Below are 24,876 nucleotides of genomic sequence, written 5' to 3' on the forward strand. Positions count from 1 at the left end.
AGAAGCCACAGCCACGAAACACGCAGCCTGCGGCATTTTGCAAAATGCTCTAGTGCATTTTGAATTTTGACGTGGCTGGGGCTTCCAGCCCCAGTTGAGAAGAACGCTGCGGCTGGAAGCCACAGCCACGAAACACGCAGCCTACGGCATTTTGCAAAATGGTCTAAAAGATATCGGATCATTGGACGAATTCGTGGGCTGGGAAAACGCCGGGTAAGTTATTTTGGGCATGGCATGCTTGAGGAAACCTATCACTATCTCTCGCTGGGAATCCAAGAATTCACTCACATACTCTTCGGAGGAAGCTGCTTTTCAGTCCGGCTCGACGCTGCTCATATCCCAAACGCGAATCGTTCCGTCACGGCTGCTGGTGGCAATGCGATGAGCGACGCGGTCGAGGGAAACGTTGTGGACGGCTGAGGAATGCCCACGAAGGGTTGTGATCGGCTTACCACTTTCTAAATCCCAAACCCGGGCCGCGCCTCCCTGTTCGCCGGTGACCAAGTGTGTGCCTTCGCCACAGAAGGAAACGCCCCAAATATCTCCTTCGCTTCCCTTTAGATTCGATACCTCTTTGCCTGTATCCGTGTTCCAAACACGAACATTGGCGTTCCAACCTACCGAGGCAATCAATGAGCCTTTGGGAGCAAATCTGACGCCGTAGATCGGGCCGTCGTGGCCTGACATCGCGTTACGTTCCACTAGTGTTTCAGCATCAAAGATGCGAACAACCTTGTCACTTCCAACACTTGCAATCAGCTTGCCGTCACTTGAGTAGTCGACACCGAGGATCGAACCCGGATGGTTTTTACTTGCGACTTCTTCGCCACTATCGATGTCGTAGACGTGGATCGTACCTTCACGGTCGCCCGCGACGATTCGGCTACCATTGGGCGAAAACACCGCGGTGCGAACGGAATTCATCGCCTTCCACTCTTTGACAAGTTCAAAGTTTTTCGAATCCCAAATTCTTACCGTTTCATCGTCGCCACTGGTCATCAACAATGGTCGTGTGGGATGGTACGCAACCATCCATACAATGCCACGATGCGCATTGAAACTTTTCAGCAGTTTCTGGTTGTCGATATCCCATATCCGCACACTTCCATCTTCGATTGCCGCTGCTAATTGTTTGCCATCCGGCGCGAAATCGGAGGACCAAACCACTCCCGGATTATCGGGTAAGACAACCGAAGGGAAGTCATCGCCAGCGTCGGAGCGTAGCATTAGGATGCTTGCAACCACTAAGCTAAGCACCCCAAACGCGCCCGCGAACCATGCCGCCATCACCCAACGACGCTCCAAACGACGGTAGCTTCCCGAAAGTTTCTTCACTTCGCGAGCAGCCACGGCGGGAACTTGCAGAGGCGAAATGGGGCCATATCCGTTGACAATGGACGCCAGCGCCGTGGCGACGGCCGGAGCCGACTCAGGCCGGTCATCAGGTTTCTTCGCTAGTAGCGACATGATCAGATCCGACAAGGGACGGGTGATTCCAGCATTGACTTTGTGCGGCGGATCGGGAATGGTGTTCATGATGTTTTGCATCACTCCAAGCGCCGACGGCGCTTGGAAGGGGGCCACGCCGGTGGCCATTTCGTACATCACCGCACCGAGCGAAAACAGATCGCTCCGTTCATCGGCAGATTCGCCCAACGTTTGCTCGGGTGACATATAAAGCGGCGTACCGGTGACCATGCCTGTCTTGGTCAGCTTTACATCGTCGGTCGCTCGCGCGAGTCCAAAATCGGTCAACTTTACGCGGTCCGTTTCCGCCTCGATCATGATGTTCGCCGGTTTGATGTCGCGGTGAACCATCTCTCGCTTGTGCGCCGCCGATAAACCCGCCGCAACCTGCATCCCGATCCTAGCGACGTCATTGGGCGGCAGCGGTTGGCCATCACGCATACGGCTTTCCAGCGTATCACCTTCGATCAGTTGCATGACCAAATAGGCGACCTCGCCTTCCTGGGCCTTGGCAACTTGGTACATCGGCACAACGTGTTCGTGTGAAATCGCGGCCGCAGCTCGTCCTTCACGACAAAACCGTTGCTTAGCAATGTCGTTGGCTTGATATTGAGGATTCAGCACCTTGATCGCAACGCTCCGATGCAAATGGGTATCAAACGCATCTAGTACGATCCCCATTCCGCCGCGTCCGATCACACGAGCGATCTGGAAATGATGTAGCTTGCCGATATAGGCGGGGTCGTCCGAGGGTTCAAGAAAATCAAGATCGCCCACAGGCGAGGATTTTGCCAGCGTCTCAAGCGACGACGGATCTTTCGTGAAATCCGCTACCTGACCGCTCAAAAGATCCTTTTCAACGAGAGTCATCGCCTGCCAATAATTCGACTCGTTCGGTGGGTTCAAATCGCGTGCAGCAGCCACCAGAGATTCGACAGGGATTTCTCCTGTTGCCTCGGTTTGTAGAGTCGTCTGACACGCCGTACAGTCCCCCACGTGATCGGTCAATCGATCGTTGTCTTGATCCGACAACGTGCCACGGATCAAACCACTGAGTTGTGCGATGGTGGGACAAGCGGTTGGTATAGGCATGATAGATTTTTACAGAAACGTATTGTCGTAGATCTTGTTAAAATTCTTCCGCGAGCAGTCGTTCAATCTCGCTACGCAGTTTCGCCGTCACTCGGCTACGCGCAACATAGACCGCTCCTTTCGACAAGCCAATTTTCGCACCAACCTCCTCTGCCGAGCGTCCTTCGATCGCAGTCAACTCAAACGCAGCCCAGGTGTTGGGTTCGATCGTTGGTTTCAAAGTTTCCATCGCGACCGCGGCCAGTTGTCGTTGGTGTTCGAGTTCCCATTGAGCATCCAAGTCGCTGCGTCCATCACTCGCTTGGCCAAGCATTTCGTGTTGGTCGGTTTCATTGCCAATTGGCCCTAATCGTTTTCGCTTTGCAAAATAGGTCGACAACTTATTGCGAGTGATCGTGAACAACCAAGCTCGAAAGCCGCCTTTTTCTTTCTGATAGTCGAGTCGATCAATCGCCATCCCAACGCTTCGCATCACATCCTGAACTAAATCGGAAGCATCCGCATCCTGCAAGCCTCGACTACGAGCAAAACGATAAATCATTGGGCCGTAGTCGCGAACAAATTCGCTCCAAGCATCCCCATTGCCTCGATCGCGGAGTCGCAGCAATAACGTCGATCGCGTTGGTGGGGATCCTGTCATACAATGCCTCGGGTGAAAAGAATGGACACGCTGCATTGTAACCATTAATTATCAGCCGGCGAAGTCGACACGATCCCAATGCGAGCGGAGCACTGATACGCCCCGCTACGCCAGGGGCTCATGCCGGGCTTTCTTGCCTATCCGCTTCGACAACGTTCTCAGCAAAACTCTGGTATGCATTACCGACTTGCGTGGCCATCGAATCAGGCCAAGCGTGAAAATGGCCATCGGCGATGGCGTCAAAAATCGCTGTCGCGACTAAATCGGGTGATTCCGCGATCTTGTCGAAGCCCGCTGCAGCTCCCATTTCGGTGTCAATCGGCCCAGGATGAACGCTGACGACATGCGTACCTTGTTCGCTGAGCGAGCCTCGCAACCCCTGGGTAATCGCATAGCTAGCCGCCTTCGACGCGCAATAGGTCGCGAAATGGGGAAAGGTCTTGACGGACGCGACGCTATTGAGCTGTGCGAATGCTCCACCACCGTTCGCTTTCAAGACGGGAGCAAACGCTTGTGCGACCCGTATCAGGCCGTAAACATTCGTATTCATCTCAAACTGTAAATTTTCGATCGCATCGCCCGCGACCGCCGAAGCCGTCTTCATCACTCCCGCATTATTAACGACGACGTCAACATCCGTTGCGGTCTCTGCCGCAGCTACGATCGATGCAGGGTCATTCAAATCAAGCCGAATCGGTACGACCCGATCTCCATATTCAGCAACCAGCGGGTTGGCGGAATCGACGTTTCGCACGGCTGCATAGACCTTCACTGCTCCCCGGCGAATTGCCTCCTTCAGAATCGCTTTTCCAATCCCGCGATTCGCCCCAGTCACCAAAACGGTTTTGTTCTTTATGTCAAATGCCATCGATTTTATTCCTTTGTCGTCGCTGTTTTGCTGTATTTCCCCACGATCGTGGTTCTCAAAAGGGATTACCAGCCAATTCCAGTGATCTTACAGGAATCTCGAAAAAAACTTCTTGTCATTTCAACGCGGAACACGCTGTCCAACGCCTAGTGCATTTTGATTTTTGATGTGGCTGGGGCTTCCAGCCCCAGTTGAGAAGAATGCTGCGACTGGAAGCCACAGCCACTAAACACGCAGCCTACGGCATTCTGCAAAATGCTCTAGTGCATTTCGTTTTTTCGTAAGACGGGCATGGTTTGCTCAAAAGCTTCGTTTTTGAGCGGATTCAAGGTTATCCCCTTTTCGTTCCTACGTTCGTCAAATACGCCAACGGCGTTAAACAACACAGCCCAGGGTTAAGGTTTTGCGAGCGAAGCATAGCAAACCGCAACCCTGGGATTGGGACGCGACCACGCCCCCGTTCCCGCTTGATCGTCCCCAATGCGTTAGTCAGCCTGTTTCGGCACGACGGATTTCCATCCCGCATTCAGTTGTGCAGCAAGTTGGACTACGACTTCGCGGTTTTCCTTTTGGTCGGCGACGTTGTTGTTTTCTTGGGGATCCAATTGAAGGTCGTAAAGTTCTCGAGCAACGATTTCGTTGTCGTTCTTTTTCTTCCATTCGACGTAGCGATATCGTTCGGTTCGGATACATCGGCCCATATAGGCCACGTTGTCCGGAGCGATCCAGATTCCATCACGCAAAAACTGGCTGAAAACCGCCTCCTTCCATGGCAGGTCGCATTTTTCAAGTAGCGGGGCAAAGCTATTTCCTTCGAGTTCCTCACGCAATGGCACATCGGCCAATTCGCACAAAGTAGGGTAGACATCAACGAACTCGACCAGTCGATCACACTGTTTCCCATTTTCCTTTGCGTCCGGTGCGCGAACGATCAACGGCACATGCGTGTCGATTTCATAATTGGTCATCTTGCACCAACTATTGTGCTCTCCAAGCTTCCAGCCATGGTCGCCCCACAAAACGACAATGGTGTTTTTATCGAGATTGAGGTCTTTCAATGTATCAAGCAACCGACCAACTTGAGCGTCGATGTAGCTGACCGATGCAAGGTAACCGTGCTTTAACAACCGAGCCTGGTCGTCAGGGAACGAGCCTTCATGCGGGCGAGGTTGATGTTCGAAGTCTGTATAACCGCGAATTTCTCGAGCGGTATTAACGGCCATGATTGGAGCGTTTTTCGGAAGAAAACGATTTTCCGCCAAGCGAATCTTATCGCGATCGTACATGTCCCAATACCGTTTCGGGACATTGAATGGAAGATGCGGCCGATAGTATCCAACCGCCAGGAAGAACGGTTTGTCACCGCTTGCCAATTTGCCCATTTTCTCGATCGCGACAGAGGTCTGGGCACCATCGAAATAGGCGTCATCTGGAAGGTCGACGTTTTCCGTCGCAACATGCTTGAGATACCACTTGCCAAAGGGGTCGATTCGACGCGTATCTCCTTCGGCAATCAATTCCTGCTTCCGCTGTTCAAGCCAAGCCACGTTTTCCTTGGCGCGATAGACTGCGTCGGGATCAAAAGGATAGCCGTCAATATTGAGCTTGGGTTCGCTCCATGAACCGGGATCCTGAATGTCGTTGTGAAAAATCTTGCCGATTCCGACGGCATGGTAGCCGTTTTTCATGAACTGCTGCGTAAGCGTTACAGCATCGGGCTTGGCCGTACGGAAATCGGTACTCAAATCCCAAACTCGAATCGTGTCTGGGCGCAGTCCCGTCATTAAACTGGCTCGCGATGGATTGCAAACCGCTTGTTGACAATACGCCCGTGTGAACGTCACTCCGGATTCAGCCAACCGATTGATGTTTGGACTCTTGGCGATCGTTGAACCATAACATCCAAGTTCCGGACGTAAATCGTCAATGGCAATGAACAATACGTTGGGTGAGGTCTCCTCCGAAGGCTCCGCACCTACAGATACCGCCCCCAAAAAGGAGAAGGTGAAGCCGATGAGTGTGAAGCGTACAAAAGTTGGTATCATCGTTCTCGTCTTCATTTGTTCTTGCGTTTGAAAATGGTACTTAGCGGGATGTCGATCGGGTGCGATGAACCATCGTCAACGACGGATAGCCCATCACTTACTTTTTCACTCACTTTTTAGAGCCATACCTTCGGCCCTCATTTCTCGCCACAGGGCAATCATGTCCTTTTTCATAGCTGCAACGATCTCTGGCTTTTCTGCTGCAAGGTCATGTTCCTGCTGAGGATCATCGATCATATCGTAGAGTTCAAAACGATCGGGATCGGAGCTGACGAACCAAGTCTTTAGGCCTAAGCCTTCGTCTTTTCGGGGGAGCCAGCCAATCAGCGTGTAATTCTTGTTACGCATCGCGATCTGGGGCATGCGGAAGTAGGTATCGCCGTGGTGCGGATAAAACCAGATGGACGGGACGTTGCGATCAACCTTCTTATTCAAGAAAGCGTTGAAGGCGTCAATGCCATCGATGGGGCGATCCGATGGGACGGGAGCGCCGGCTAGTTTACAAAACGTTGGCAGAAAATCAGTGCCATTAAACAGGCTATCACTGATAAGACCTGCAGGAATAACACCCGGCCATCGGGCAATACCCGGTACGCGGTGGCCCCCCTCGTAAGGATAGCGTTTCATACCTTTTAGATCGCCAGGAGTACCGAAACACTTGTCTCGAATCGGATCTTCCCACTGACCTAGCGATTCTTCCAAGGTGACGGGTGTTTCAGGGCCATTGTCACTGGTCAAAATAACCAGGGTATTTTCCTTGAGTCCCAGGCTATCCAAGGTTTGCATCAGGCGTCCCAAGGCATCATCGAGTTGATTGACCGTTCCGTAGTACTCTTTCTTGTATTGAGAGATGTCCCGTTTGGGACGTTCCACGTCACCGTACTGCGTTTGTTTCTCAAGTCTTTCTGTGTTCGGAGTATCATACAGGTCGCTGTATTCGCGCGGGGGGGAAATCGGTGTGTGCGGTTCATGTGAGCACAGGTACATAAAAAAGGGCTTGTCTTTGTCGCGTTTGTTCTTAAGCCAATCCGAGGCCTGGTCGACGATAACATCGCAATACCAGCCGTCTACCTTGCCTACCGGTTCGCCATTGCGGTAAAACTTGCCCGCATCTTTGGGGCCGTCAAAAGCATTTAACGTAGTGCCCATCCAGTAATCAAAGCCCTGGTCACCGGGCCCCGGTTCATCGCGGCTATTCTTTTCCAGGGCAGAGAGGTGCCACTTGCCCCAGAAACTGGTTTCATAGCCCTTGCTCTGCAATATCTCTGCAATTGTCAATTCATTGTCACGGAGATGGGTATCTCTACCTTGAATATAAAAGAAACCACTGCGGTAAGGATTCCGCCCCGTCAGAAGGGCGGAGCGTGAAGGCGAACAAACCGTCCCACCTGCATGGCAGTCGGTCAGCCGAACACCCTCAGAGGCTAATTGGTCCATGTGCGGGGTCTTAATGATGGGATTGCCATAGCAGCCCAGGTCACCGTAACCCAAATCGTCAGCCAGAAACACCAGAATATTAGGAGGGGAAATACGATTGGGTTGTGCGACGGCCTCGGTGCCGCCAACGGCCATCGTGGCTACGACCGCCATGATCAATACGCAGTTGTTCATACTTGCCTCTAGAGTTTTAGACCTGGATGGACCTCAGTCTGCCCCCCCAACAGTGCCGTGTCTGTTGTGGATCAGCGTGTCTCGAATGCCTAGGTCAGAATTGATGAAACCATGCTAGTGCATTTTGGTAAACAATGCTCTAGTGGATTTGTCACAATTTGATTTTATCAACGGTCAGTTCTAACCCTCTCATTTTTATCTCTGTGCCTTCGTGCCTCAGTGAGAGCCCTCCAACACCCAGTCCAACATTCCCCGAATCGTCAAATCGATCCGAGATATTATTTCTGACCCCCCGTGAAGCGTTCCCCTTGTATTACGAGGCTGCGTGATGGGTTCTCAAGGAGGCACGAAGGCACAGAGGAAAAAAGATGAATGAGAATCAGATTGGAACAATCGTTGTGGATTGCGCGGTCAAACTACATAAATCACTCGGTCCTGGCTTGCTGGAAACCGTTTATGAAGCTGTTCTGGCAAAGCAGCTTCAGCAAGCTGGACTATCTGTTCATCGACAACTACCGATTCCGATCGAGTTTGCTGGGATGAGATTCGATGAGGGATTCCGGGCCGACATCATCGTCAATGAACTGGTAATCCTGGAATTGAAGTCCGTTGAAAAAACTCATCCGGTCCACAAAAAACAACTCCTCACTTACCTTAGGCTCACAAACTTAAAACTAGGTTACCTACTAAACTTCGGTGACGAACTGATGAAAGACGGAATCACTCGAATCATCAACGGTCAGCTCTAACGCTCCCTCCTTAATCTCCGTGCCTTTGTGCCTCTGTGAGAGCCCCTCCAATCCCCAGTCCAACAATCCCCGAATCGTCAAATCGATCCGAGACATTATTTCTGATCCCCGCGAAGCGTTCCCCTTGTATTACGAGGCCGCGTGATGGGTTCTCACAGAGGCACGAAGGCACAGAGGAAAAAAGATGAATGAGAATCCGATTGGTAATCCTGGAACTGAAGTCCGTTGAAAAAACTCATCCGGTCCACGAAAAACAACTCCTCACTTACCGTAGGCTCACAAACTAAAAATAGGTTGCCTACTGAACATCGGTGACGAATTGATGAAAGCCGGAATCACTCGAATCATCAACGGTCAGCACTAACCCTCCCATTTTAATCTCCGTGCCTTGGTGCCTCTGTGAGAGCTCCTCCAATCCCCAGTCCAACAATCCCCGAATCGTCAAATCGATCCAAGACATTATTTCTGATCCCCGCGAAGCGTTCCCCTTGTAATACGAGGCCGCGTGATGGGTTCTCACAGAGGCACGAAGGCACAGAGGAAAAATATGAATGAGAATCCGATTGGTAATCCTGGAACTAAAGTCCGTTGAAAAAACTCATCCGGTCCACAAAAAACAACTCCTCACTTACCGTAGGCTCACAAACTAAAAACAAGGTTACCTACTAAACTTCGGTGACGAACTGATGAAAGCCGGAATCACCCGAATCATCAACGGTCAGCTCTAACCCTCCCTCTTTAATCTCCGTGCCTTCGTGCCTCAGTGAGAGTCCTTCCATCCCCAGTCCAACATTCCCGGAATCACCCGAATCATCAACGGTCAGCACTAACCCTCCCTTTATAATCTCCGTGCCTTTGTGCCTCTGTGAGAGCCCCTCCAATCCCCAGTCCAACAATCCCCGAATCGTCAAATCGAGCCGAGACGTCATGTCTGGCTTCTCGAAGCGTTTCCTGCACGCGAATGCCTTGATGCGTTCAAGGATGGTATCATTGATGATTCTGGCTAGCCCTCGTCAATCCTCTATTGGCCCTGGTCTACATCCGCCCATTGCCGCGGTTCCATCGGAAGAAACAAAATCGAAAGCCTACGTTGCCTAACGATCTTTCCAGTCGCCCTTGTAAACGGACTCAAAAAAATGCTCTGGATCGTCTAACTTTCGCTCATTGGATTTCACCCTGGAATTCGAACCAATCTTTTCCTTAACGATTGAAAATGGAGTGTAGGTTAGCATCAAAAAGTTGCCTTGATCTGCAAAAAACTCGCACTCTGATCCACTAATTAGGTTGGCCCCTTGCTTCATGGTTCCCGAAAATCCTTTCATCCCGGAACGAGTAACTTCTTGGGGATTGTTTATTTTGTCCCGCATGGCAATGACAGTTGCTTCCGCTAGAGCCGTCGCGTCTTGGCTGCCAGAAAACTTTGTCACCACCAAGGAGTAGTTGGATCCCGTTACTGTGTTCACAGCCACCATTTCGTAAGCTTTGCGATTAGGAGTATTGATGGGTTGCGATTTCCGAATTCTTCCTGGGGGCACATCCACCTGGTAGCCCTCTAGTCCCCTGGTTTCCCGGCTAACAGCCTTGGAATACCCATAGATGGCAAGCCCACCCACCACACCACCGCAAAGCAAGATCGTCACGAACGCCAATCCTCCAACAATCGCCGCAATCTTTAATCCTGTGCTCCTACCCGATTTAGCCTTGGGTTTTCGCGACGGCGGTTTTGCGGGGCCGGGCGACCGATAGGCAGGTATGTGACCGGTTGGTGCTGGGAACGAAGCGGCGTTGCTCGCTGGAATTCCCGAAAAATCGTCGAAGGGATTCTCCGACTTTACAGGTGTGGCAACCCGGGAAGGCTGGACAGACGCTTGCCCCATTTGGGCAGCCGGCTTTTTTGGCGCCGCAATTTGAAGCACCTTGGCACATTTGGGGCATTTGACTTTCCCGGATTTCATGTCACTGGGTAACAGCATGATAGTTTCGCACTGTGGGCATTTAACCTGTCGCTTGCTCATGATGACACTCTAGTTTTTTTCGGATCAGTCCAAGGCTCGAGTAAATTCGAATCGACACCCTGTACTCCAGTGGGGGCCCAAGCAATCCCAATGCCGCTGGGGCAAGACTAACACAATAGGCATTGAGCCTTTGCATGCAGTCTCGCCATTTGGCGGAATGATTTAGGGAATTGCAGGCAGATTCCGGCTGTAGCCGAGACTACAAACGAGTGTGACTCGAAGCCGGATTTAGCGGGGCCGTCCGGGAAATGCGTGGATTCACTAGGATTCTATGCAAAGGAGAATCGCCCTGCAAGACGAAGCTCTGGCTCCTCCAACTGCGTCGTCGCAGTCAAAAGGGTCGAGCGGATTGGCCTTGGGTCCGAATGAACCGGCCGGTCAAACGGTATCTACCACAGGCCATCATCGCCAATGAACTGTTAATCTTGGAACGGAAGTCCGTTGAAAAAACTCCTTAAGCTCACAAACTTAAAACGAGGTTGCCTACTGAACATCGGTGACGAACTGATGAAAGCCGGAATCACCCGAATCATCAACGGTCAGCTCTAACCCTCCCTCTTTAATCTCCGTGCCTTCGTGCCTCAGTGAGAGTCCCTCCCAATCCCCAGTCCAACATTCCCCAAATCGATTCGAGATATTATTTCTGACCCCCGCGAAGCGTTCCCCTTGTAATACGAGGCTGCGTGATGGGTTCTCACAGAGGCACGAAGGCACAGAGGAAAAAAGATGAATGAGAATCCGATTGGTAATCCTGGAACTGAAGTCCATTGAAAAAACTCATCCGGTCCACAAAAAAACAACTCCTCACTTACCTTAGGCTCACAAACTTAAAACGAGGTTGCCTACTGAACATCGGTGACGAACTGATGAAAGCCGGAATCACCCGAATCATCAACGATCAGCTCTAACCCTCCCTTTTAATCTCCGTGCCTCTGTGCCTCAGTGAGAGCCCCTCCAATCCCCAGTCCAACATTCCCCAAATCGATCCAAGGCATTATTTCGGACCCCCGCGAAGCATTACGAGGCTGCGTGATGGGTTCTCACAGAGGCACGAAGGCACAGAGGAAAAAAGATGAATGAGAATCCGATTGGTAATCCTGGAACTGAAGTCCGTTGAAAAAACTCATCCGGTCCACAAAAAAACAACTCCTCACTTACCTTAAGCTCACAAACTTAAAACGAGGTTGCCTACTGAACATCGGTGACGAACTGATGAAAGCCGGAATCACCCGAATCATCAACGGTCAGCTCTAACCCTCCCTTTTTAATCTCCGTGCCTTCGTGCCTCTGTGAGAGCCCTCCCATCCCCAGTCCAACATTCCCCAAATCGATTCGAGATATTATTTCTGACCCCCGCGAAGCATTACGAGGCTGCGTGATGGGTTCTCACAGAGGCACGAAGGCACAGAGGAAAAAAGATGAATGAGAATTCGATTGGTAATCCTGGAACTAAAAGTCCGTTGAAAAAACTCATCCGGTCCACAAAATAACAACTCCTCACTTACCTTAGGCTCACAAACTTAAAACGAGGTTGATGCCCCAGCCGATCGGCTCACTGGCTATTTCACAAATCAAATCGGATCCAATCATCAATCGTCAGGAGCTGTTCGGTGTATGGGAGAACGGACGAGTGTCCGATTGCCTGCGTCCTTCTGCAAAGCCGTCTATCCCTTTACAATCGTACGCAAATAGCAAGCAGGCGGGGGAGCGACGAAAAGGTTATTGAAGAAAGTTTCCCAGCACGGCATGGGCACGATTGATTTTTTAGGATTCTTGATGGCGGATCAACGACTTTCGACCGCCGCACTACAGCCACCGGTTGGTTTGGTTGTCGGATCGATATACGGCATGGCCGCGGCTGTCTTGTACACCGCCGCCAACACAGCCCTGCGTCAAAATGTGGGGCTCGATCCGTTTTTGGTCGCTGCGATGAAGTCATTGCCAACGATCGTTGTGCTTGGGCCGTTTGTCGTTTGGATGCGAATTCATAACCAGACGATCGCCACCAGCTTAAACATGATCCCGTGGTTTGCCTTGACCGCGTTGGTCACCCAAGTGGTTGGCAACGGCATATTTCAATTCGCACTCGGGTCGATTGGCTTGGCAGCCACCGTGCCGATAACGCTCGGCGCGTTGATTATCGGGGGAGCGATTTTTGGCCGGTTTATTCTAGGGGAGCCAGTGCGTCCGCGAACCTTGGTTGCCATGTTTGTGTTGATCGCAGCGGTCGTCGTACTGAGCGTTCCCGATGCAGCCGTCCCCGCGTCCGAGCTTTCAGTCTCCGCGACAATGACCGTGCTGCCAGTCTGGGGCGGCGTCCTGTGTGCCGCTTCGGCAGGTCTGTCCTATGGGTTATTCGGTGTCATGCTTCGCAAAACGATGCACAGTGGTGTCTCAGCACCAGGGGCGATGTTGGTCAGTGGCATTGTCGGCGCGATCGCATTGTGGGGCACCACTTTTATGCGAATCGAGGTTTCTTCCCTCGCGATGATCACCAATCTTGAGTGGCTCTTTTTGGTGCTCGGCGGTGTGTTTAATCTGTCGGCCTTCATCGCACTTTCAACCTCACTCAAGGCGTTACCGGTCGTCTCGGTCAATCTCATCAATGCGTCGCAGGTGGCGATGGCCGCAGTTGTCGGTGTCACGTTATTCGGTGAGCGGATCACGTGGCCGTTGCTAGCCGGAATTATTCTGACGTTTCTTGGACTCGTCATTTTGGCGACCGGCCGAGGTCGCCGGCGGGACGTGCCCGAGTAGGCATCCGGCGGTTTCGCCGCAATGTCGCCCTGTTCTCCGAGAGAAAAGTCGGTCGTTTCCAAAACACCCTGATCTTCGCTAGACTATTCATCAGACCCATATCCTTTCCCTTCGTACCCCTTTCGATATGCAATATGGCCATCCTGAGTGCTTTTGAGATGCTGATGAAACCGCCAGCGGAATTGCCGTCGGTTGCGGCGGTTTTTGGTGGCGACACGGCGCTGCGGTCATGGTCGATATCCGCTCTTTGTGCGGGCGGCGACGTGACCTCGTTCGATGGTGACGTGGTTCGTTGGTCCGATTTGCGGGACGATTTGGCAACGGCGTCGCTGTTTGATTTTGACGGTAAACGAGCAATCATCGTCCGCGATGCGGATAAGTTCGTTTCGAATCATCGCCCTGAGCTCGAGAAATACGTCGCCAAACCGGGGACATCCAATCGCTTTGTATTGGACTTGTCTTCGCTCGCTTCCAACACGCGACTTTACAAAGCGATCGCAGCCGACCATTTGTTGGTCGCTTGCAACGCTTCGCCGGATAAAAAGCTTGGCATTACCTCTGCTTCGCGTCGGAAATTCTTGTGCAACCACGTCGCCAAGCGGCACAAGGCGACTTTGTCAGCCGATGCTGCCGATGCGTTGATCGAGATGTTGGGCGATGAAATGGGGATGATCGATACCGAGATAGCGAAGTTGGCGTTGTACCGTGAACCAGGCGAAACGATTGATGAGCCGCTCGTCCGTGATGTCGTGGCGGGCTGGCAAGGCAAAACGGTATGGCAGATTACCGACGCAATCGCTTCGGGGAATGCCGCTGAAGCGATGCTGCAACTCGACAAATTGATGAGTGGTGGTCAACGTCCGATCGCACTCCTTCCGCAAATCGCCTGGTCGCTTCGCCGTTTGGGGATGGCGACGGCTGTCGTCGAGCATCGCGAACGCGAAGGACGTCCGGTGCAGCTCGAAGACGCTCTTTCGGCCGCTGGAATTCAGCGTCCTGCAGAAATCCAGCAAGCGAAAAAACAACTTCGCGGACTCGGACGCGCCCGAGGTCGGCAACTATTACCCTGGCTCCTCGATGCCGACCTGCGTTTGAAGGGGACCCACAGCGCCGAGGGCCGCGACCGCTTTCTGTTGGAACAATTGGTCATGCGAATGGCAAAGTCGGCAAACTGAGCGGTTCGCCGTCAATCCGATGCAAGATCCACCACAAAGCCTGTGGGATCTTTAGCAAGATCCACTACAAAGCCGGCAAATCCTGTGTACCAGACGGGGGTTTGGGGGCCCGTGGTTCAATCGGCACAATATGATTTCCTGCTGTTTTACGCTGGGTTTTTCACCGTTGCCGCACCTTTTTCTATTCACTTGGCGACTCGTGAACTATTTTAACCTATTATGATTTTGTTGGTCAAAAGCTGCGAATCCTCGGGGCTAGACTAGACTTTGGAAAAAACGTTTGTGTAGAGTCCATTCAAATCCGTCAGGTTTGATTCGGAATATGCGTCGCCTAAAGGGCATTTTATGTGTGGAATTGTTGGATACGTCGGTTGCGAGGAATCAGGCCATTTTTTGTTGGATGGGCTGCGGCGGCTAGAATACCGCGGTTACGACAGCGCGGGGGTGGCGATTCATGGCGGTTCGTCGTTCAACATCACCCGCTCGGTGGGACGCATCGATTCGCTCGCTAACGAGTTGGGCTCGACGATGCCGAAGGGGACCCTCGGCATCGGGCACACACGCTGGGCTACCCATGGTCCGGCTACAATCGAAAACGCGCACCCCCATGTGGGTGGGTGTGGGGAGGTCGTGCTGGTCCACAACGGTGTGATCGAGAATTTCCAAGTGCTCAAGGATGAATTGATCAAGAAAGGTTACGAGTTTGTCTCAGCGACCGATAGCGAAGTCGTCGCGCATTTAGTTGCCGAAGAGCTAAAACAGGCCCCGATCAACGAAGAGCAGCCCAACCTTCGTTATTTAGCAGCGGTTCAAAACGCCGTTGCCCGGTTGCGTGGTACCTACGGATTAGCGATTGCGTTTCGTGATCATCCCAACTTCATGATTGCGGCTCGATTTGGCAGCCCGCTGGTGATCGGGGTTGGCAAAGGCGAGTACTTTGTGGCCAGTGACGCGTCGCCCTTGGTGGGGCGAACGGAGCGGATCGTCTATTTGGCTGACCATCAATTGGCGGTGCTCACGCCTGATGGTTTTTCGGTTTTGCATCGGGACCAGGGCAAGATTCGCGTCGAGATTCGCCCGCTCGAAACGGAAAGTGGTGAAGCGAGTCTCGAAGGGTTCGATCACTACATGCTGAAGGAGATCTACGAGCAACCGGAATCGATACGCAACGCGATGCGAGGCCGGCTCGACGACGAAAATGCAACGGCTGTATTCGGCGGATTGAATCTAACGCCACAACAACTTCGCTGTGTCGAGCGAATCATCTTGACCGGCTGTGGAACCAGTTGGCATTCGGCGTTGGTTGGCGAGTACATGATCGAAGACGTTGCACGATTGCCGGTTAGCGTGGAATATGCCAGCGAGCTGAGATATCGAAACCCTCCGATTGAAAACAACACGCTGATCTTTGGTATCACTCAAAGCGGTGAGACCGCCGATACATTGGCGGCTCTTCGTGAAACGAAGCGGAAGGGCCATCGAACGTTGGCGATTTGTAACGTCGTGGGCAGTTCGATCGCGCAGGCGTCCGATGGCGGCGTCTACTTACACGCGGGTCCCGAAATCGGCGTCGCTAGTACGAAAGCTTACACATCCCAGTGCTGTGTTTTGGCGATGTTGGCACTGTATTTTGGTCGGCTCCGTCACGTTAGTTTTGAAAGTGGGCAACGAATCATTGAGGAGTTAAAGCAATTACCTGCGGCGGTACAGCAAGCACTCGCTTGTGACGAGCAAGTGCGCGACGTGGCGAAAAAGTATCAAAATGCGTCGACGGTTTTGTATCTAGGCCGCCAATACAATTTCCCCACCGCGCTCGAGGGGGCACTTAAGCTAAAAGAAATCAGTTACATCCACGCCGAGGGTTATCCGGCGGCAGAAATGAAGCACGGTCCGATCGCATTGGTCGACGAAGAAACGCCGAGTGTTTTTATCATTCCGAAAGGCTCGACCTACGACAAGGTGATGGCGAACATGGAAGAGGTCAAAGCACGTGGGGGGCCAGTGATTGCTTTGGCGAGTCGAGACGATCCAGAGGTCGAATCGATTGCGGACGACGTCATCCACGTTCCTAACGTCCCAGGTTTTACTCAGCCGATTGTCAATGTGGTTCCGCTGCAGTTGTTGTCGTACCACATTGCCTTGCTGCGAGGATGTGATGTTGACAAACCACGAAATTTGGCAAAAAGTGTGACGGTCGAGTAGACTTTTCTTTTCTGCCCCCTTTGAGCGTTCGAGCTCAGCCTATTCTTTGATTTGGAGAGATTTATGCGTCAGACGGCACTTAGCGAAAATTCACGAAAAGCACTTATGATTAACATTGGCGAAGCGGCCGGTCGCGAGGTTGCCGATTTGATTGCTCAAATGGCTGCCGAAATCGAAGAGCTGCGGCGATCGAAAGTCTCGGTCACTCGGATCGTTCCCGGAACGGTCGAGCAGGCGACGTTTGTCGAAGAGCCTGTGTAAGTCTAGTTGTAAGTGGATCTTGTTAAAGATCCCTCGTCTCCAATGAGGTTGTGCCGCTTTTGAGTTCATCTGAGTCAACAACTTAACCACCTCTCCCAAACTTCGTTTGGGGGAGCTCGAACGGGACGCCCGTGCCGCCGTTTGGGAGGGGGGCTCCACGATGTGAATCCTGCAGGCTCCTTCCTTCGCGAATGCCTCAATGGCATCGCTCGACCTCCAGTCTTGAAGCGTTTTTCAAGTGAGTGCGTTTTGAAAGCAACTTTCGCGGAGCGAAAGGCGACGATCACTAAATCAACACGCTGTTAAAGATTCACTACCCAAAACTAAACCCCTCGCCAACCGTGAATGAAAAAACGGCTTACTCAACATCGGACGCAATATCGGACGCAAAATCGTTGGGACAGTGCGATCGAGGGCAACCCAAATGCATGGCGAAGAATTTCGCCGCCTCGATTGTTCGTTGGTTCGTTTGTCATTTTGATTGCCATCGGGACACTCGGTTTCTTGTACCTGCCGGGCATCCACGCCGATAAGCCTCTGTCATTTAGCGACTCCTTATTCATGGCAACCAGCGCGGTGTGCGTCACGGGATTGTCAGTCGTCGACACGTCGACGCAGTTCACCTTTCGCGGCCAAGCGTTTCTACTGCTGCTTATTCAGCTGGGGGGATTGGGCATGTTGGCGTTCACCAGCCTCGTGATTCAAGTGCTCGGTTTTCGACTGACGATTGGCACCGAATCATTGACCTATGAGCCGCGTCGCGGTGGCCCCAGGGTGAACCTTCGCCGTTTGACTCGTGACGTTATACTCTACACCTTCATTTTCGAAGCGATTGGAGCGGTGGCCTTGCTAAGTGTTTGGGGGCCACGCAGCGGGTTCGAACAAGCATGGTGGCCAGCCATCTTTCATAGTGTCAGTGCCTTTTGCAATGCTGGCTTTTCCACATTCGGTGATTCGTTGGTGGGGCTAAGAGATTCACCGCTGACGATTCTTATCCTGTCCGTGTTGATTGTCGCCGGTGGTCTCGGCTTCGTCACAATGGAAGAGTCTTGGCTTTGCTATCGGGCTCATCGTCGGCAAGCCAAAAAGAACAAGCGAAAACGACGGATGTCGTTGCACTCGCAATTGGTACTTATCACATCGGGGCTACTCATCCTTGTGCCTTGGCCAATGTTCGCATTTTTTGAATGGAACAACACGCTTGTCGACTTCTCATTGATCGACAAAATCTCCAACTCATTTTTCTTAAGCATCACGCCTCGTACGGCTGGGTTTAACTCGATCGACTACGCCGCAGCATCCGATAGCACCAACTTTCTTACGATACTGCTCATGACGATCGGCGGTTCGCCTGGCTCGACGGCGGGGGGAATGAAAACGACTACCTTTGCACTGATTCTTCTGCTGGCATGGTCGCGCATTCGTGGTAACGAAACGACCGTGTTTCGCAATCGATCCATTCCTGAAGACACGACTCAACGAGCGATCGGCTTGGCAGTGGTTGCAGGGGTCTTGATGGCGATGAGCGTCTTTGCACTAGCGATCAGTGATGGAACGCCGAATCCCCATGGTGGTTTTTTGGCTAGAATGTTCGAAGCGGTCAGTGCTTTCAACACAGTGGGGTTGTCGATGAACTTGACACAGGCATTGTCGTTTTCAGGCCGCTTGGTCACGATCGCAATGATGTTTGTCGGGCGAGTTGGCCCGTTAATGTTGGCGTCAGCACTTGTGATTGGGCGCGGTCGCCGTGGCCGTTTCCGCTATGCCTACGAAGATGTCGCGGTTGGATAAGGACGAAGCAATATGATAAAACGGTATGCAGTGATTGGGCTCGGTAATTTCGGATCGAGTGTAGCGGAGACGCTCGCTTCGCACGGCTCCGAGGTGATCGCAATTGATACGGACGGTGATACGGTCGACCGGATTGCGCCGCGTGTGACCAAGGCGGCGATGGGAAGTGGAACCGACGTCGACACACTCCGCCAAATCGGTGTCAAAGGAGTCGATGCGGCGGTCATTTCAACAGGCGACGATATCACCGCCAGTATCTTGACGACGATGGCGCTTCGCGATTTAGGAGTGAAGGATGTCTACGTCAAAGTCAATTCACGAGACCATGCCCGCGTGATGGAACGAATCGGAGTAACCGAGACCATCTTCCCCGAACGCGAATCGGCAATCAGTTTGGGCGTGCGAATGCGAGGCACGGCGGTGTTGAATCATTTTCGACTCGGGGAGGGATTCAGTATCCAAGAGATGGCGGTTCCCGAAGCTTGGCAGGGGCAATCGCTGCGGGCGCTCCAGTTGCGGCAAGAATACGATATCACGGTGGTGGCGCTGCATGATGTGCTTCACGATCAAATTTCAGTCACGCCGAACCCCGACGACCTTCTCAAAGACAGCGATACGTTGTTGGTTGCTGGAGCGGATAAGTCGCTAGCCAAAGTCGCCAAGTTGACTTAAGGGAGGCTGGTGCCGGGGTGGTGGGACGGTGTGTTCGTGTCGTGTCGACCCAGGGTTGCAGCGTCAATCGCAAAGGCGATTGCCGGTTTTAACCCTGGTCTGCGTTCTGTAACGCCGTTGGCGTAGGGAACAAAAACGAGGCAAGTTCGTGTTCTGGTAACCGTGTCTTTTGAGCACCCAGCCTGTCGGCCGCTAAGGCAAGCTTCGCTGCGGTTGCGTGCGACAATTGCACGGCTACGGGGATGATTAAATTGGATAATCCGCTAAGATATTGCGCGACGATGATGGCACTCGATTGCTTCACTGTCATTTGAAACCCCATTTCTCATTGAAAAACGCTCGAATGCTCACCACACCTACCTTTTCGACCGTCCGCTCGGAAATTTCTGGACTTTGCATCAAAGATTTGGTCTCCGAGTTCGGTACTCCGCTGTATGTTTATGACCAATCGGTGATCGACAAACGGATCGACGATCTTTCCGCGTTCGACCGTATTCGTTATGCCCAAAAGGCCAATAGTAACCTGGCGATTTTAGATCGAATGCGACGAAAAGGGGTCGTTGTCGATGCCGTCAGTGCCGGCGAGATTCGCCGCGCAATGGCTGCCGGATTCTCGACCGATCCAACCAAGCACGAAATTATCTATACCGCTGATATTTTCGATCATGAAGCATTGAAGCTGGTTCTTGAACATCATTTACCCGTCAACTGTGGCTCGCCTGACATGATCGGTCAAATCGGTTCCCAGCGTCCTGGGGCCGAAATCACCTTGCGAATCAACCCTGGTTTCGGTCATGGCCATAGCCAGAAAACGAATACGGGTGGCGAACAAAGCAAGCACGGCATTTGGCACGAACAGGTGGACCAATGTTTGATCGACGCAGATCATCATGGATTGATGGTCAGCGGATTGCATATGCACATCGGGTCGGGCACCGACTTGGAGCACTTGAGTGCGGTTTGCGAATCGATGGAAAAGACAGCATTGAAGGTAGGGCGTACCTTGCGAACGATTAGCGCAGGCGGTGGATTACCGGTGCCCTACAAGAGTGATGAAACCTACGTCGATTTGGACCAGTATTTTGCCCTTTGGGATGCGACTCGCAATCGGCTTGGTGAAACGTTTGGTCATCGGCTCGATTTGGAAATCGAACCGGGGAGATACTTGAGTGCGGAAGCTGGTTTCTTGATCGCCGAGGTTCGCAGCGTCAAGAAAGTCGGCAAGAATTTGTTTGCCCTCGTTGATGCCGGGTTCAACGACATGGCTCGTCCGGTCATGTATGGGGCTCATCATCCGATTTCTGTTTGTGGAGCGAAGGGGGATGTTTCGTCACGTGAATCAGTCGATGTGATTATCGGCGGCCCGCTCTGCGAATCGGGTGACATCTTTACTCAGCGAGAGGGTGGTTTTGTCGAAAGTCGCAGTTTGCCGATGCCGTTTGTGGGTGATTTCATTACGATCGAAAACGCTGGAGCCTATGGATTCGTGATGGCCAGCAACTACAACAGCAAGACGCGGGCAGCCGAGGTACTGATTGAAAACGGTAAAGCCAAACTCATCCGTCAGCGAGAAACCTTCGATGACCTGATCCGTGGTGAACAGATTCCTGAGATTGGGTGAGCACAATCCCCAGATTGGCTGAGTTATTGGCGAGCATCGGTCTCGCTCGTTTTTGCCGCCTTAACCGGGGAAAGTGATCCCGATTGGCGGCTTTTGCTCAGTCTTCAAACGGTATATCCTAATTGTCAACATCGCGGGTATCACGGCGGTACCCGTTTTTTTTTAGGCGACGCAGGCCACTCCGACAGAGTGCTCAATCGGAAAGCCCTTTTCCGATGAGCCAATAGGCGGCTCGAAACGAGTGAAATCGCGGCAAATCATCTATTTCGGGCCTCGTATCACGCCAGGCACCGAAGCAAGTTGGCAACTACGGAGAAATAGCTCGTGAGTCAAAAAGTATCGACCGGTCTGTTCATGATGATGTTCGGCTTCATCACCATGGCGGCCCCAATTAGCTGGTCGCAAGAGACGCAGCAACCCATCTCAGCAGCGCGCGAGACGACGTCCGCTGAATCGGAATCTCTGTCCGCAGCATCGGAATCTCTGCCCGCAGCATCGGAATCTGTTGACCTGGAAGCCTCCATCGCGGAAGCCGCATTGGCAGGGCATAACGCATGGATGTTGACGAGTTGTGTCCTCGTACTATTCATGACCGCTCCCGGTTTGGCGATGTTCTACGGTGGACTTGTCCGCCGAAAAAATGTGCTCAGCATTCTCATGCAATGTATGTTTTTAATGGGGTTGATGACAGTCCTTTGGGCATTGGTGGGCTACTCATTGGCTTTCGGCGGATCCGGCCAGTGGATAGGCAATTTCGAGTTTGCTTTTATGAACAACGTTCAACGATATTGGGACGTGGCCGCCAACGCTCCGGCGACCCCGATGGAAGGTGACATCCCTCGATTAACCCACATGTTGTTTCAAGGTATGTTTTTCATCATCACCCCAGCACTCATCTGTGGTGCGTTCGCCGAGCGGATTAAGTTCAGCGCGATGGTCGTCTTTTCGGTGTTGTGGGGCCTACTCATCTATTGTCCTCTTTGCCATGCCGTATGGGACGGTGGCATTTTGGCATTTGGCAGTAACTATGCAATCGCGGGTGGTGCGCTCGACTTCGCTGGCGGCACCGTGGTTCACATCAGCAGTGGGATCTCGGCCTTAGTGGCTGCGGTTTTGATTGGACCGCGGATGGGATACCCGCGTGAACCGCTGCAACCTCACAACTTGACCTACACTGCACTCGGTGCAGCGATGCTTTGGGTCGGCTGGTTCGGGTTCAACGCAGGCAGTGAACTGCTGTCCGATGAACTCACGAGTAGCGCATTTGCGGTTACCCACTTTTCCGCGGCTGCGGGAGCATTCGCTTGGGCGATGACCGAATGGGGCATCCTTGGAAAACCGACCGTACTTGGTGTCAGTAGTGGTGCGGTCGCTGGATTGGTTTGTATCACTCCGGCAGCTGGTTTTGTCCAACCGATGCCCGCCCTGTTCATGGGTGCGGTAGCGGGCGTCGTTTGCTACTTTGCCTGTAGTAAGCTCAAACATGCTCTACGCTATGACGACGCGCTTGATGCCTTTGGCGTTCACGGCATCGGCGGTACGCTAGGTGCCCTTCTAACGGGCGTCTTCGCGACTCGTGCGTGTGCGAATATTGACGGCGGAAATACGCTCGGCTTGATCGAGTCGGGATCCGCAAGCCTTTTGGTTGGCCAAGTGGTTGCTACCTTGATTACGTATGCATTCGCTGGGATCGGCAGTCTGATTCTGTTAAAAGCAATCGACTTTGCGATCGGCCTTCGCGTTCGTGCCGAAGACGAGCAACGTGGCTTGGATATTGTTGATCACGGCGAAGAAGGCTACACGTTCGCGTAGTTCGATTTTAAAGTGGCGTAAGCTTCGGGTTCGCGTACCTCCATGAAGAAACCGACAAGAACGTTATCGGCTCGATGGGTCTTCCCCGTAACGGGAAAACCCATCGATCGTGGCTGGGTCCGCGTCGACGATGATCGAATCGTCGAAGTTGGCAAAGGAAAATTGCCACCGGGAACGATCGATCTCGGAGAGGTTGTACTACTGCCACAATTGGTCAACGCTCATACCCACCTTGAGTTTTCGGACTTCAAGGAACCGATTGGCCATGTCGGTATTCCGCTTCACGATTGGATCGGAAAAGTCATCGGAGCAAGACGCGATGTATCGACGGCGGACCCGAGCAGAGCCATTCGAGCAGGAGTCGAGGAGTCGGCGGCGAACGGCGTCGCCCTGGTCGGCGATATCGCCACGCCGCCTCAATCGGTTGTCACGACTCAAAGCGGCGTGGAGGTCGTTTCGTTCGCCGAAACGATCGGGCTTGCCAGCGAACGGTTTCGTGAACGTCTCCGTGCGGCGACGGAGCATTTGCGTCTCTATCCCGACGCAGCGATCAGTCCTCACGCCCCCTATTCGACCAATCCCATTGCGATGGAGAAGTGTGTTGGGTTAGCAATCCAACACGGTTGTCCGCTGGCGATGCACGTCGCCGAATCGTCTTTCGAGCGAGAATTGCTGTGCACCGGAAAAGGGCCTTTCGCTGAGCGTCTGAAAGCTCTCGGAGTTTGGCAAGACGGGCTATTCCCTTGGAGCCGCCCATTGCGGAAAGAACCTTTTCAGCATTTGATCGCATTGTTGGCCAAGGCACCGCGTGGGTTGCTGGTTCACGGTAACGATTTGCGTACAGGTGAAATCGAATGCGTTGCTCGGCATCCGACGTTGACCGTGGTTTTTTGTCCCAGAACGCACGCGTTCTTTGGCTACGACCCACATCCCGTCGCGGAGATGATTGCCGCCGGGGTTCCCGTCGCGCTCGGGACGGATTCGCGGGCTAGCAATCCCGATTTGAGTGTTTGGAAAGAGGTTCAATTCTTGCTCCGCACCCGCGCCGATCTCGACCCGCATGGCGTTCTTCGCATGGCAACCTCCAACGGAGCAACTTCGCTCGGTCGCCCAGATTTGGGCCGCATTGAAGTCGGCTGTCAAGCCAAGTTCGGCTACGTCGAGACTTCGGCTCGCTCGGTCGAAAACGTCTTTTGTGATTTCGCAACGAACGATTTCCGACCTGTGAGGATCTCGTAGCTTGGGAGTCCAACCACACAGGAATCATCCGGGGTAAACGGCTCTATCCATCTTGCCCGTCTTCCGTTTGCCCGTCATCCGTTTGCCCGTCATCCGTTTGCCCGTCATCCGTTTGCCCGTCATCCGTTTGCCCGTCTTCTCGTTCCTGTCTCGACGTATCGCCTCCAGGCACCGGTTCTGGCTCTCCGCCGACGATCATCTCGGTAGGGATTTGCGATTCGATCCAGCGGACCATGGCATCGGTGGGTTCACGCTGGTATTTCAAGTCATCAATGATGAACTTCCTCCTTCCTCCGTTTTCTGTCCGATAATGGAGTACGCCGATCCCTTTTTTGTCCCATTTCTTTTTATCAAACTTTTCAATTTGAGAAATCTTGACTTCGCCACCGATACTTGAGCGAATGCTGTTTTCGGTCGTCTCTAAATAGCTGCTCTTGGTGCGAAAGTACTTGACCAGGCTGACGATTCCCAGCGGCATGGCGAGCAGAATGAACAGATATTGGAACCAGATATTTTGGCTAATTACCGCCACGGTTTCTTTTTCTGACAGGTATTCATGGCTCCATTGATTTTCTTCTGCGATTCGGTCCCAACGATCTTTCCAGCCTGAACGCTGAGTGTTTCCAGCTTCTTCGAATTCGTCTTCGAGCGCCTCCCATGCATAAGCGCGGTTGAGCTGCGCTGGATACTTAAAAAAGCCGTCGTAAACGGACAGTGCAGCAAAGCCGAGACAAGCCAATCCCGCCAGTAGATATTTTAAGAGAAACTTTGATTCGGGATTGGCACGCAGGTTCATGACATTGATTTGGTTTGAGAAAATAGCGTCGCTTTTGAACAAAAAGCATAATTACCGGTGACT

Annotated in this window: 24 protein-coding genes; 14 read left to right on the forward strand and 10 right to left on the reverse strand. The window is 52.6% G+C overall.

The window, feature by feature from the left end; genetic code table 11:
- Positions 1-312: 312 nt before the first annotated feature.
- From Q31b_RS19360 to Q31b_RS19380, 5 genes are all read right to left on the reverse strand, one after another.
- Entirely contained in the window at positions 313-2,559 is a 2,247-nt protein-coding gene (locus Q31b_RS19360; protein WP_146601288.1) for a WD40 repeat domain-containing serine/threonine protein kinase, read from the reverse strand.
- 37 nt (positions 2,560-2,596) lie between these two features.
- Complete coding sequence (locus tag Q31b_RS19365; protein WP_146601289.1) at positions 2,597-3,199, reverse strand: RNA polymerase sigma factor; 603 nt, start codon at positions 3,197-3,199, stop codon at positions 2,597-2,599.
- A 118-nt stretch (positions 3,200-3,317) separates the two neighbouring features.
- Positions 3,318-4,067: an SDR family oxidoreductase gene (locus Q31b_RS19370; protein ID WP_146601290.1), complete on the reverse strand. Its 750-nt coding sequence runs from the start codon at positions 4,065-4,067 to the stop codon at positions 3,318-3,320.
- A gap of 485 nt (positions 4,068-4,552) precedes the next feature.
- Positions 4,553-6,112, reverse strand: coding sequence for a sulfatase (locus tag Q31b_RS19375; RefSeq protein ID WP_146601291.1), 1,560 nt, complete (start codon positions 6,110-6,112; stop codon positions 4,553-4,555).
- A 105-nt stretch (positions 6,113-6,217) separates the two neighbouring features.
- Complete coding sequence (locus Q31b_RS19380; protein WP_231617702.1) at positions 6,218-7,723, reverse strand: sulfatase family protein; 1,506 nt, start codon at positions 7,721-7,723, stop codon at positions 6,218-6,220.
- Positions 7,724-8,091: 368 nt separating this feature from the next.
- Here Q31b_RS19380 and Q31b_RS19385 point away from each other — a divergent pair, with 368 nt between their 5' ends.
- Positions 8,092-8,472 (forward strand): GxxExxY protein, encoded by a 381-nt coding sequence (locus Q31b_RS19385; protein ID WP_146601292.1) that lies wholly within the window; start codon positions 8,092-8,094, stop codon positions 8,470-8,472.
- A 188-nt stretch (positions 8,473-8,660) separates the two neighbouring features.
- Entirely contained in the window at positions 8,661-8,759 is a 99-nt protein-coding gene (locus tag Q31b_RS29690; protein WP_197171865.1) for a GxxExxY protein, read from the forward strand.
- An 11-nt stretch (positions 8,760-8,770) separates the two neighbouring features.
- On the opposite strand, the gene Q31b_RS28480 is transcribed toward Q31b_RS29690, so the two are convergent.
- A complete protein-coding gene (locus tag Q31b_RS28480; protein ID WP_197171867.1) occupies positions 8,771-8,932 on the reverse strand; it encodes a hypothetical protein in 162 nt (53 codons plus the stop codon).
- Positions 8,933-9,023: 91 nt separating this feature from the next.
- On the opposite strand from Q31b_RS28480, the gene Q31b_RS29695 reads away from it, so the two are divergent.
- The gene (locus Q31b_RS29695; protein ID WP_197171869.1) at positions 9,024-9,122 is read left to right on the forward strand and encodes a GxxExxY protein; all 99 of its coding nucleotides are present in this window, start codon (positions 9,024-9,026) and stop codon (positions 9,120-9,122) included.
- A 15-nt stretch (positions 9,123-9,137) separates the two neighbouring features.
- Here Q31b_RS29695 and Q31b_RS28490 read toward each other — a convergent pair whose 3' ends face one another.
- Entirely contained in the window at positions 9,138-9,401 is a 264-nt protein-coding gene (locus Q31b_RS28490) for a hypothetical protein (RefSeq protein ID WP_197171871.1), read from the reverse strand.
- 165 nt (positions 9,402-9,566) lie between these two features.
- On the reverse strand, positions 9,567-10,112 hold the full coding sequence (locus tag Q31b_RS19400) for a hypothetical protein (protein ID WP_146601293.1): 546 nt from the start codon (positions 10,110-10,112) through the stop codon (positions 9,567-9,569).
- 1,142 nt (positions 10,113-11,254) lie between these two features.
- On the opposite strand from Q31b_RS19400, the gene Q31b_RS29700 reads away from it, so the two are divergent.
- From Q31b_RS29700 to Q31b_RS19440, 8 genes are all read left to right on the forward strand, one after another.
- Positions 11,255-11,395 (forward strand): GxxExxY protein, encoded by a 141-nt coding sequence (locus Q31b_RS29700; RefSeq protein ID WP_197171873.1) that lies wholly within the window; start codon positions 11,255-11,257, stop codon positions 11,393-11,395.
- Between the two features lie 205 nt (positions 11,396-11,600).
- Positions 11,601-11,741, forward strand: a complete 141-nt coding sequence (locus Q31b_RS29705) for a GxxExxY protein (RefSeq protein WP_197171876.1) — start codon at positions 11,601-11,603, stop codon at positions 11,739-11,741.
- A 468-nt stretch (positions 11,742-12,209) separates the two neighbouring features.
- The gene (locus Q31b_RS19415) at positions 12,210-13,244 is read left to right on the forward strand and encodes a DMT family transporter (RefSeq protein ID WP_146601294.1); all 1,035 of its coding nucleotides are present in this window, start codon (positions 12,210-12,212) and stop codon (positions 13,242-13,244) included.
- A 134-nt stretch (positions 13,245-13,378) separates the two neighbouring features.
- Complete coding sequence (gene holA / locus Q31b_RS19420) at positions 13,379-14,419, forward strand: DNA polymerase III subunit delta (RefSeq protein WP_146601295.1); 1,041 nt, start codon at positions 13,379-13,381, stop codon at positions 14,417-14,419.
- Between the two features lie 345 nt (positions 14,420-14,764).
- Positions 14,765-16,621, forward strand: coding sequence for a glutamine--fructose-6-phosphate transaminase (isomerizing) (gene glmS / locus Q31b_RS19425; RefSeq protein WP_146601296.1), 1,857 nt, complete (start codon positions 14,765-14,767; stop codon positions 16,619-16,621).
- 63 nt (positions 16,622-16,684) lie between these two features.
- Positions 16,685-16,882 carry a hypothetical protein gene (locus tag Q31b_RS19430; protein ID WP_146601297.1) on the forward strand — a complete coding sequence of 66 codons (198 nt, stop codon included), beginning with the start codon at positions 16,685-16,687 and terminating at the stop codon, positions 16,880-16,882.
- 345 nt (positions 16,883-17,227) lie between these two features.
- Positions 17,228-18,673: a TrkH family potassium uptake protein gene (locus tag Q31b_RS19435; protein WP_146601298.1), complete on the forward strand. Its 1,446-nt coding sequence runs from the start codon at positions 17,228-17,230 to the stop codon at positions 18,671-18,673.
- Between the two features lie 12 nt (positions 18,674-18,685).
- Entirely contained in the window at positions 18,686-19,345 is a 660-nt protein-coding gene (locus Q31b_RS19440; protein ID WP_197171878.1) for a potassium channel family protein, read from the forward strand.
- Between the two features lie 88 nt (positions 19,346-19,433).
- Here the strand turns inward: Q31b_RS19440 and Q31b_RS19445 are convergent, their stop codons facing one another.
- Positions 19,434-19,655, reverse strand: a complete 222-nt coding sequence (locus Q31b_RS19445; protein ID WP_146601299.1) for a hypothetical protein — start codon at positions 19,653-19,655, stop codon at positions 19,434-19,436.
- Between the two features lie 33 nt (positions 19,656-19,688).
- On the opposite strand from Q31b_RS19445, the gene lysA reads away from it, so the two are divergent.
- The 3 genes from lysA to Q31b_RS19460 all read left to right on the forward strand — a co-directional run bounded on the left by lysA (position 19,689) and on the right by Q31b_RS19460 (position 24,017).
- On the forward strand, positions 19,689-20,966 hold the full coding sequence (gene lysA, locus Q31b_RS19450) for a diaminopimelate decarboxylase (protein WP_146601300.1): 1,278 nt from the start codon (positions 19,689-19,691) through the stop codon (positions 20,964-20,966).
- A 354-nt stretch (positions 20,967-21,320) separates the two neighbouring features.
- Positions 21,321-22,778 carry an ammonium transporter gene (locus tag Q31b_RS19455; RefSeq protein WP_146601445.1) on the forward strand — a complete coding sequence of 486 codons (1,458 nt, stop codon included), beginning with the start codon at positions 21,321-21,323 and terminating at the stop codon, positions 22,776-22,778.
- Between the two features lie 42 nt (positions 22,779-22,820).
- Positions 22,821-24,017, forward strand: a complete 1,197-nt coding sequence (locus Q31b_RS19460) for an amidohydrolase family protein (RefSeq protein ID WP_146601301.1) — start codon at positions 22,821-22,823, stop codon at positions 24,015-24,017.
- Positions 24,018-24,060: 43 nt separating this feature from the next.
- Here the strand turns inward: Q31b_RS19460 and Q31b_RS19465 are convergent, their stop codons facing one another.
- Positions 24,061-24,813, reverse strand: coding sequence for a hypothetical protein (locus Q31b_RS19465; RefSeq protein WP_146601302.1), 753 nt, complete (start codon positions 24,811-24,813; stop codon positions 24,061-24,063).
- Positions 24,814-24,876: the final 63 nt, after the last annotated feature.

The sequence above is a fragment of the Novipirellula aureliae genome (assembly GCF_007860185.1).
Classification (GTDB): Bacteria; Planctomycetota; Planctomycetia; order Pirellulales; family Pirellulaceae; genus Novipirellula_A; species Novipirellula_A aureliae.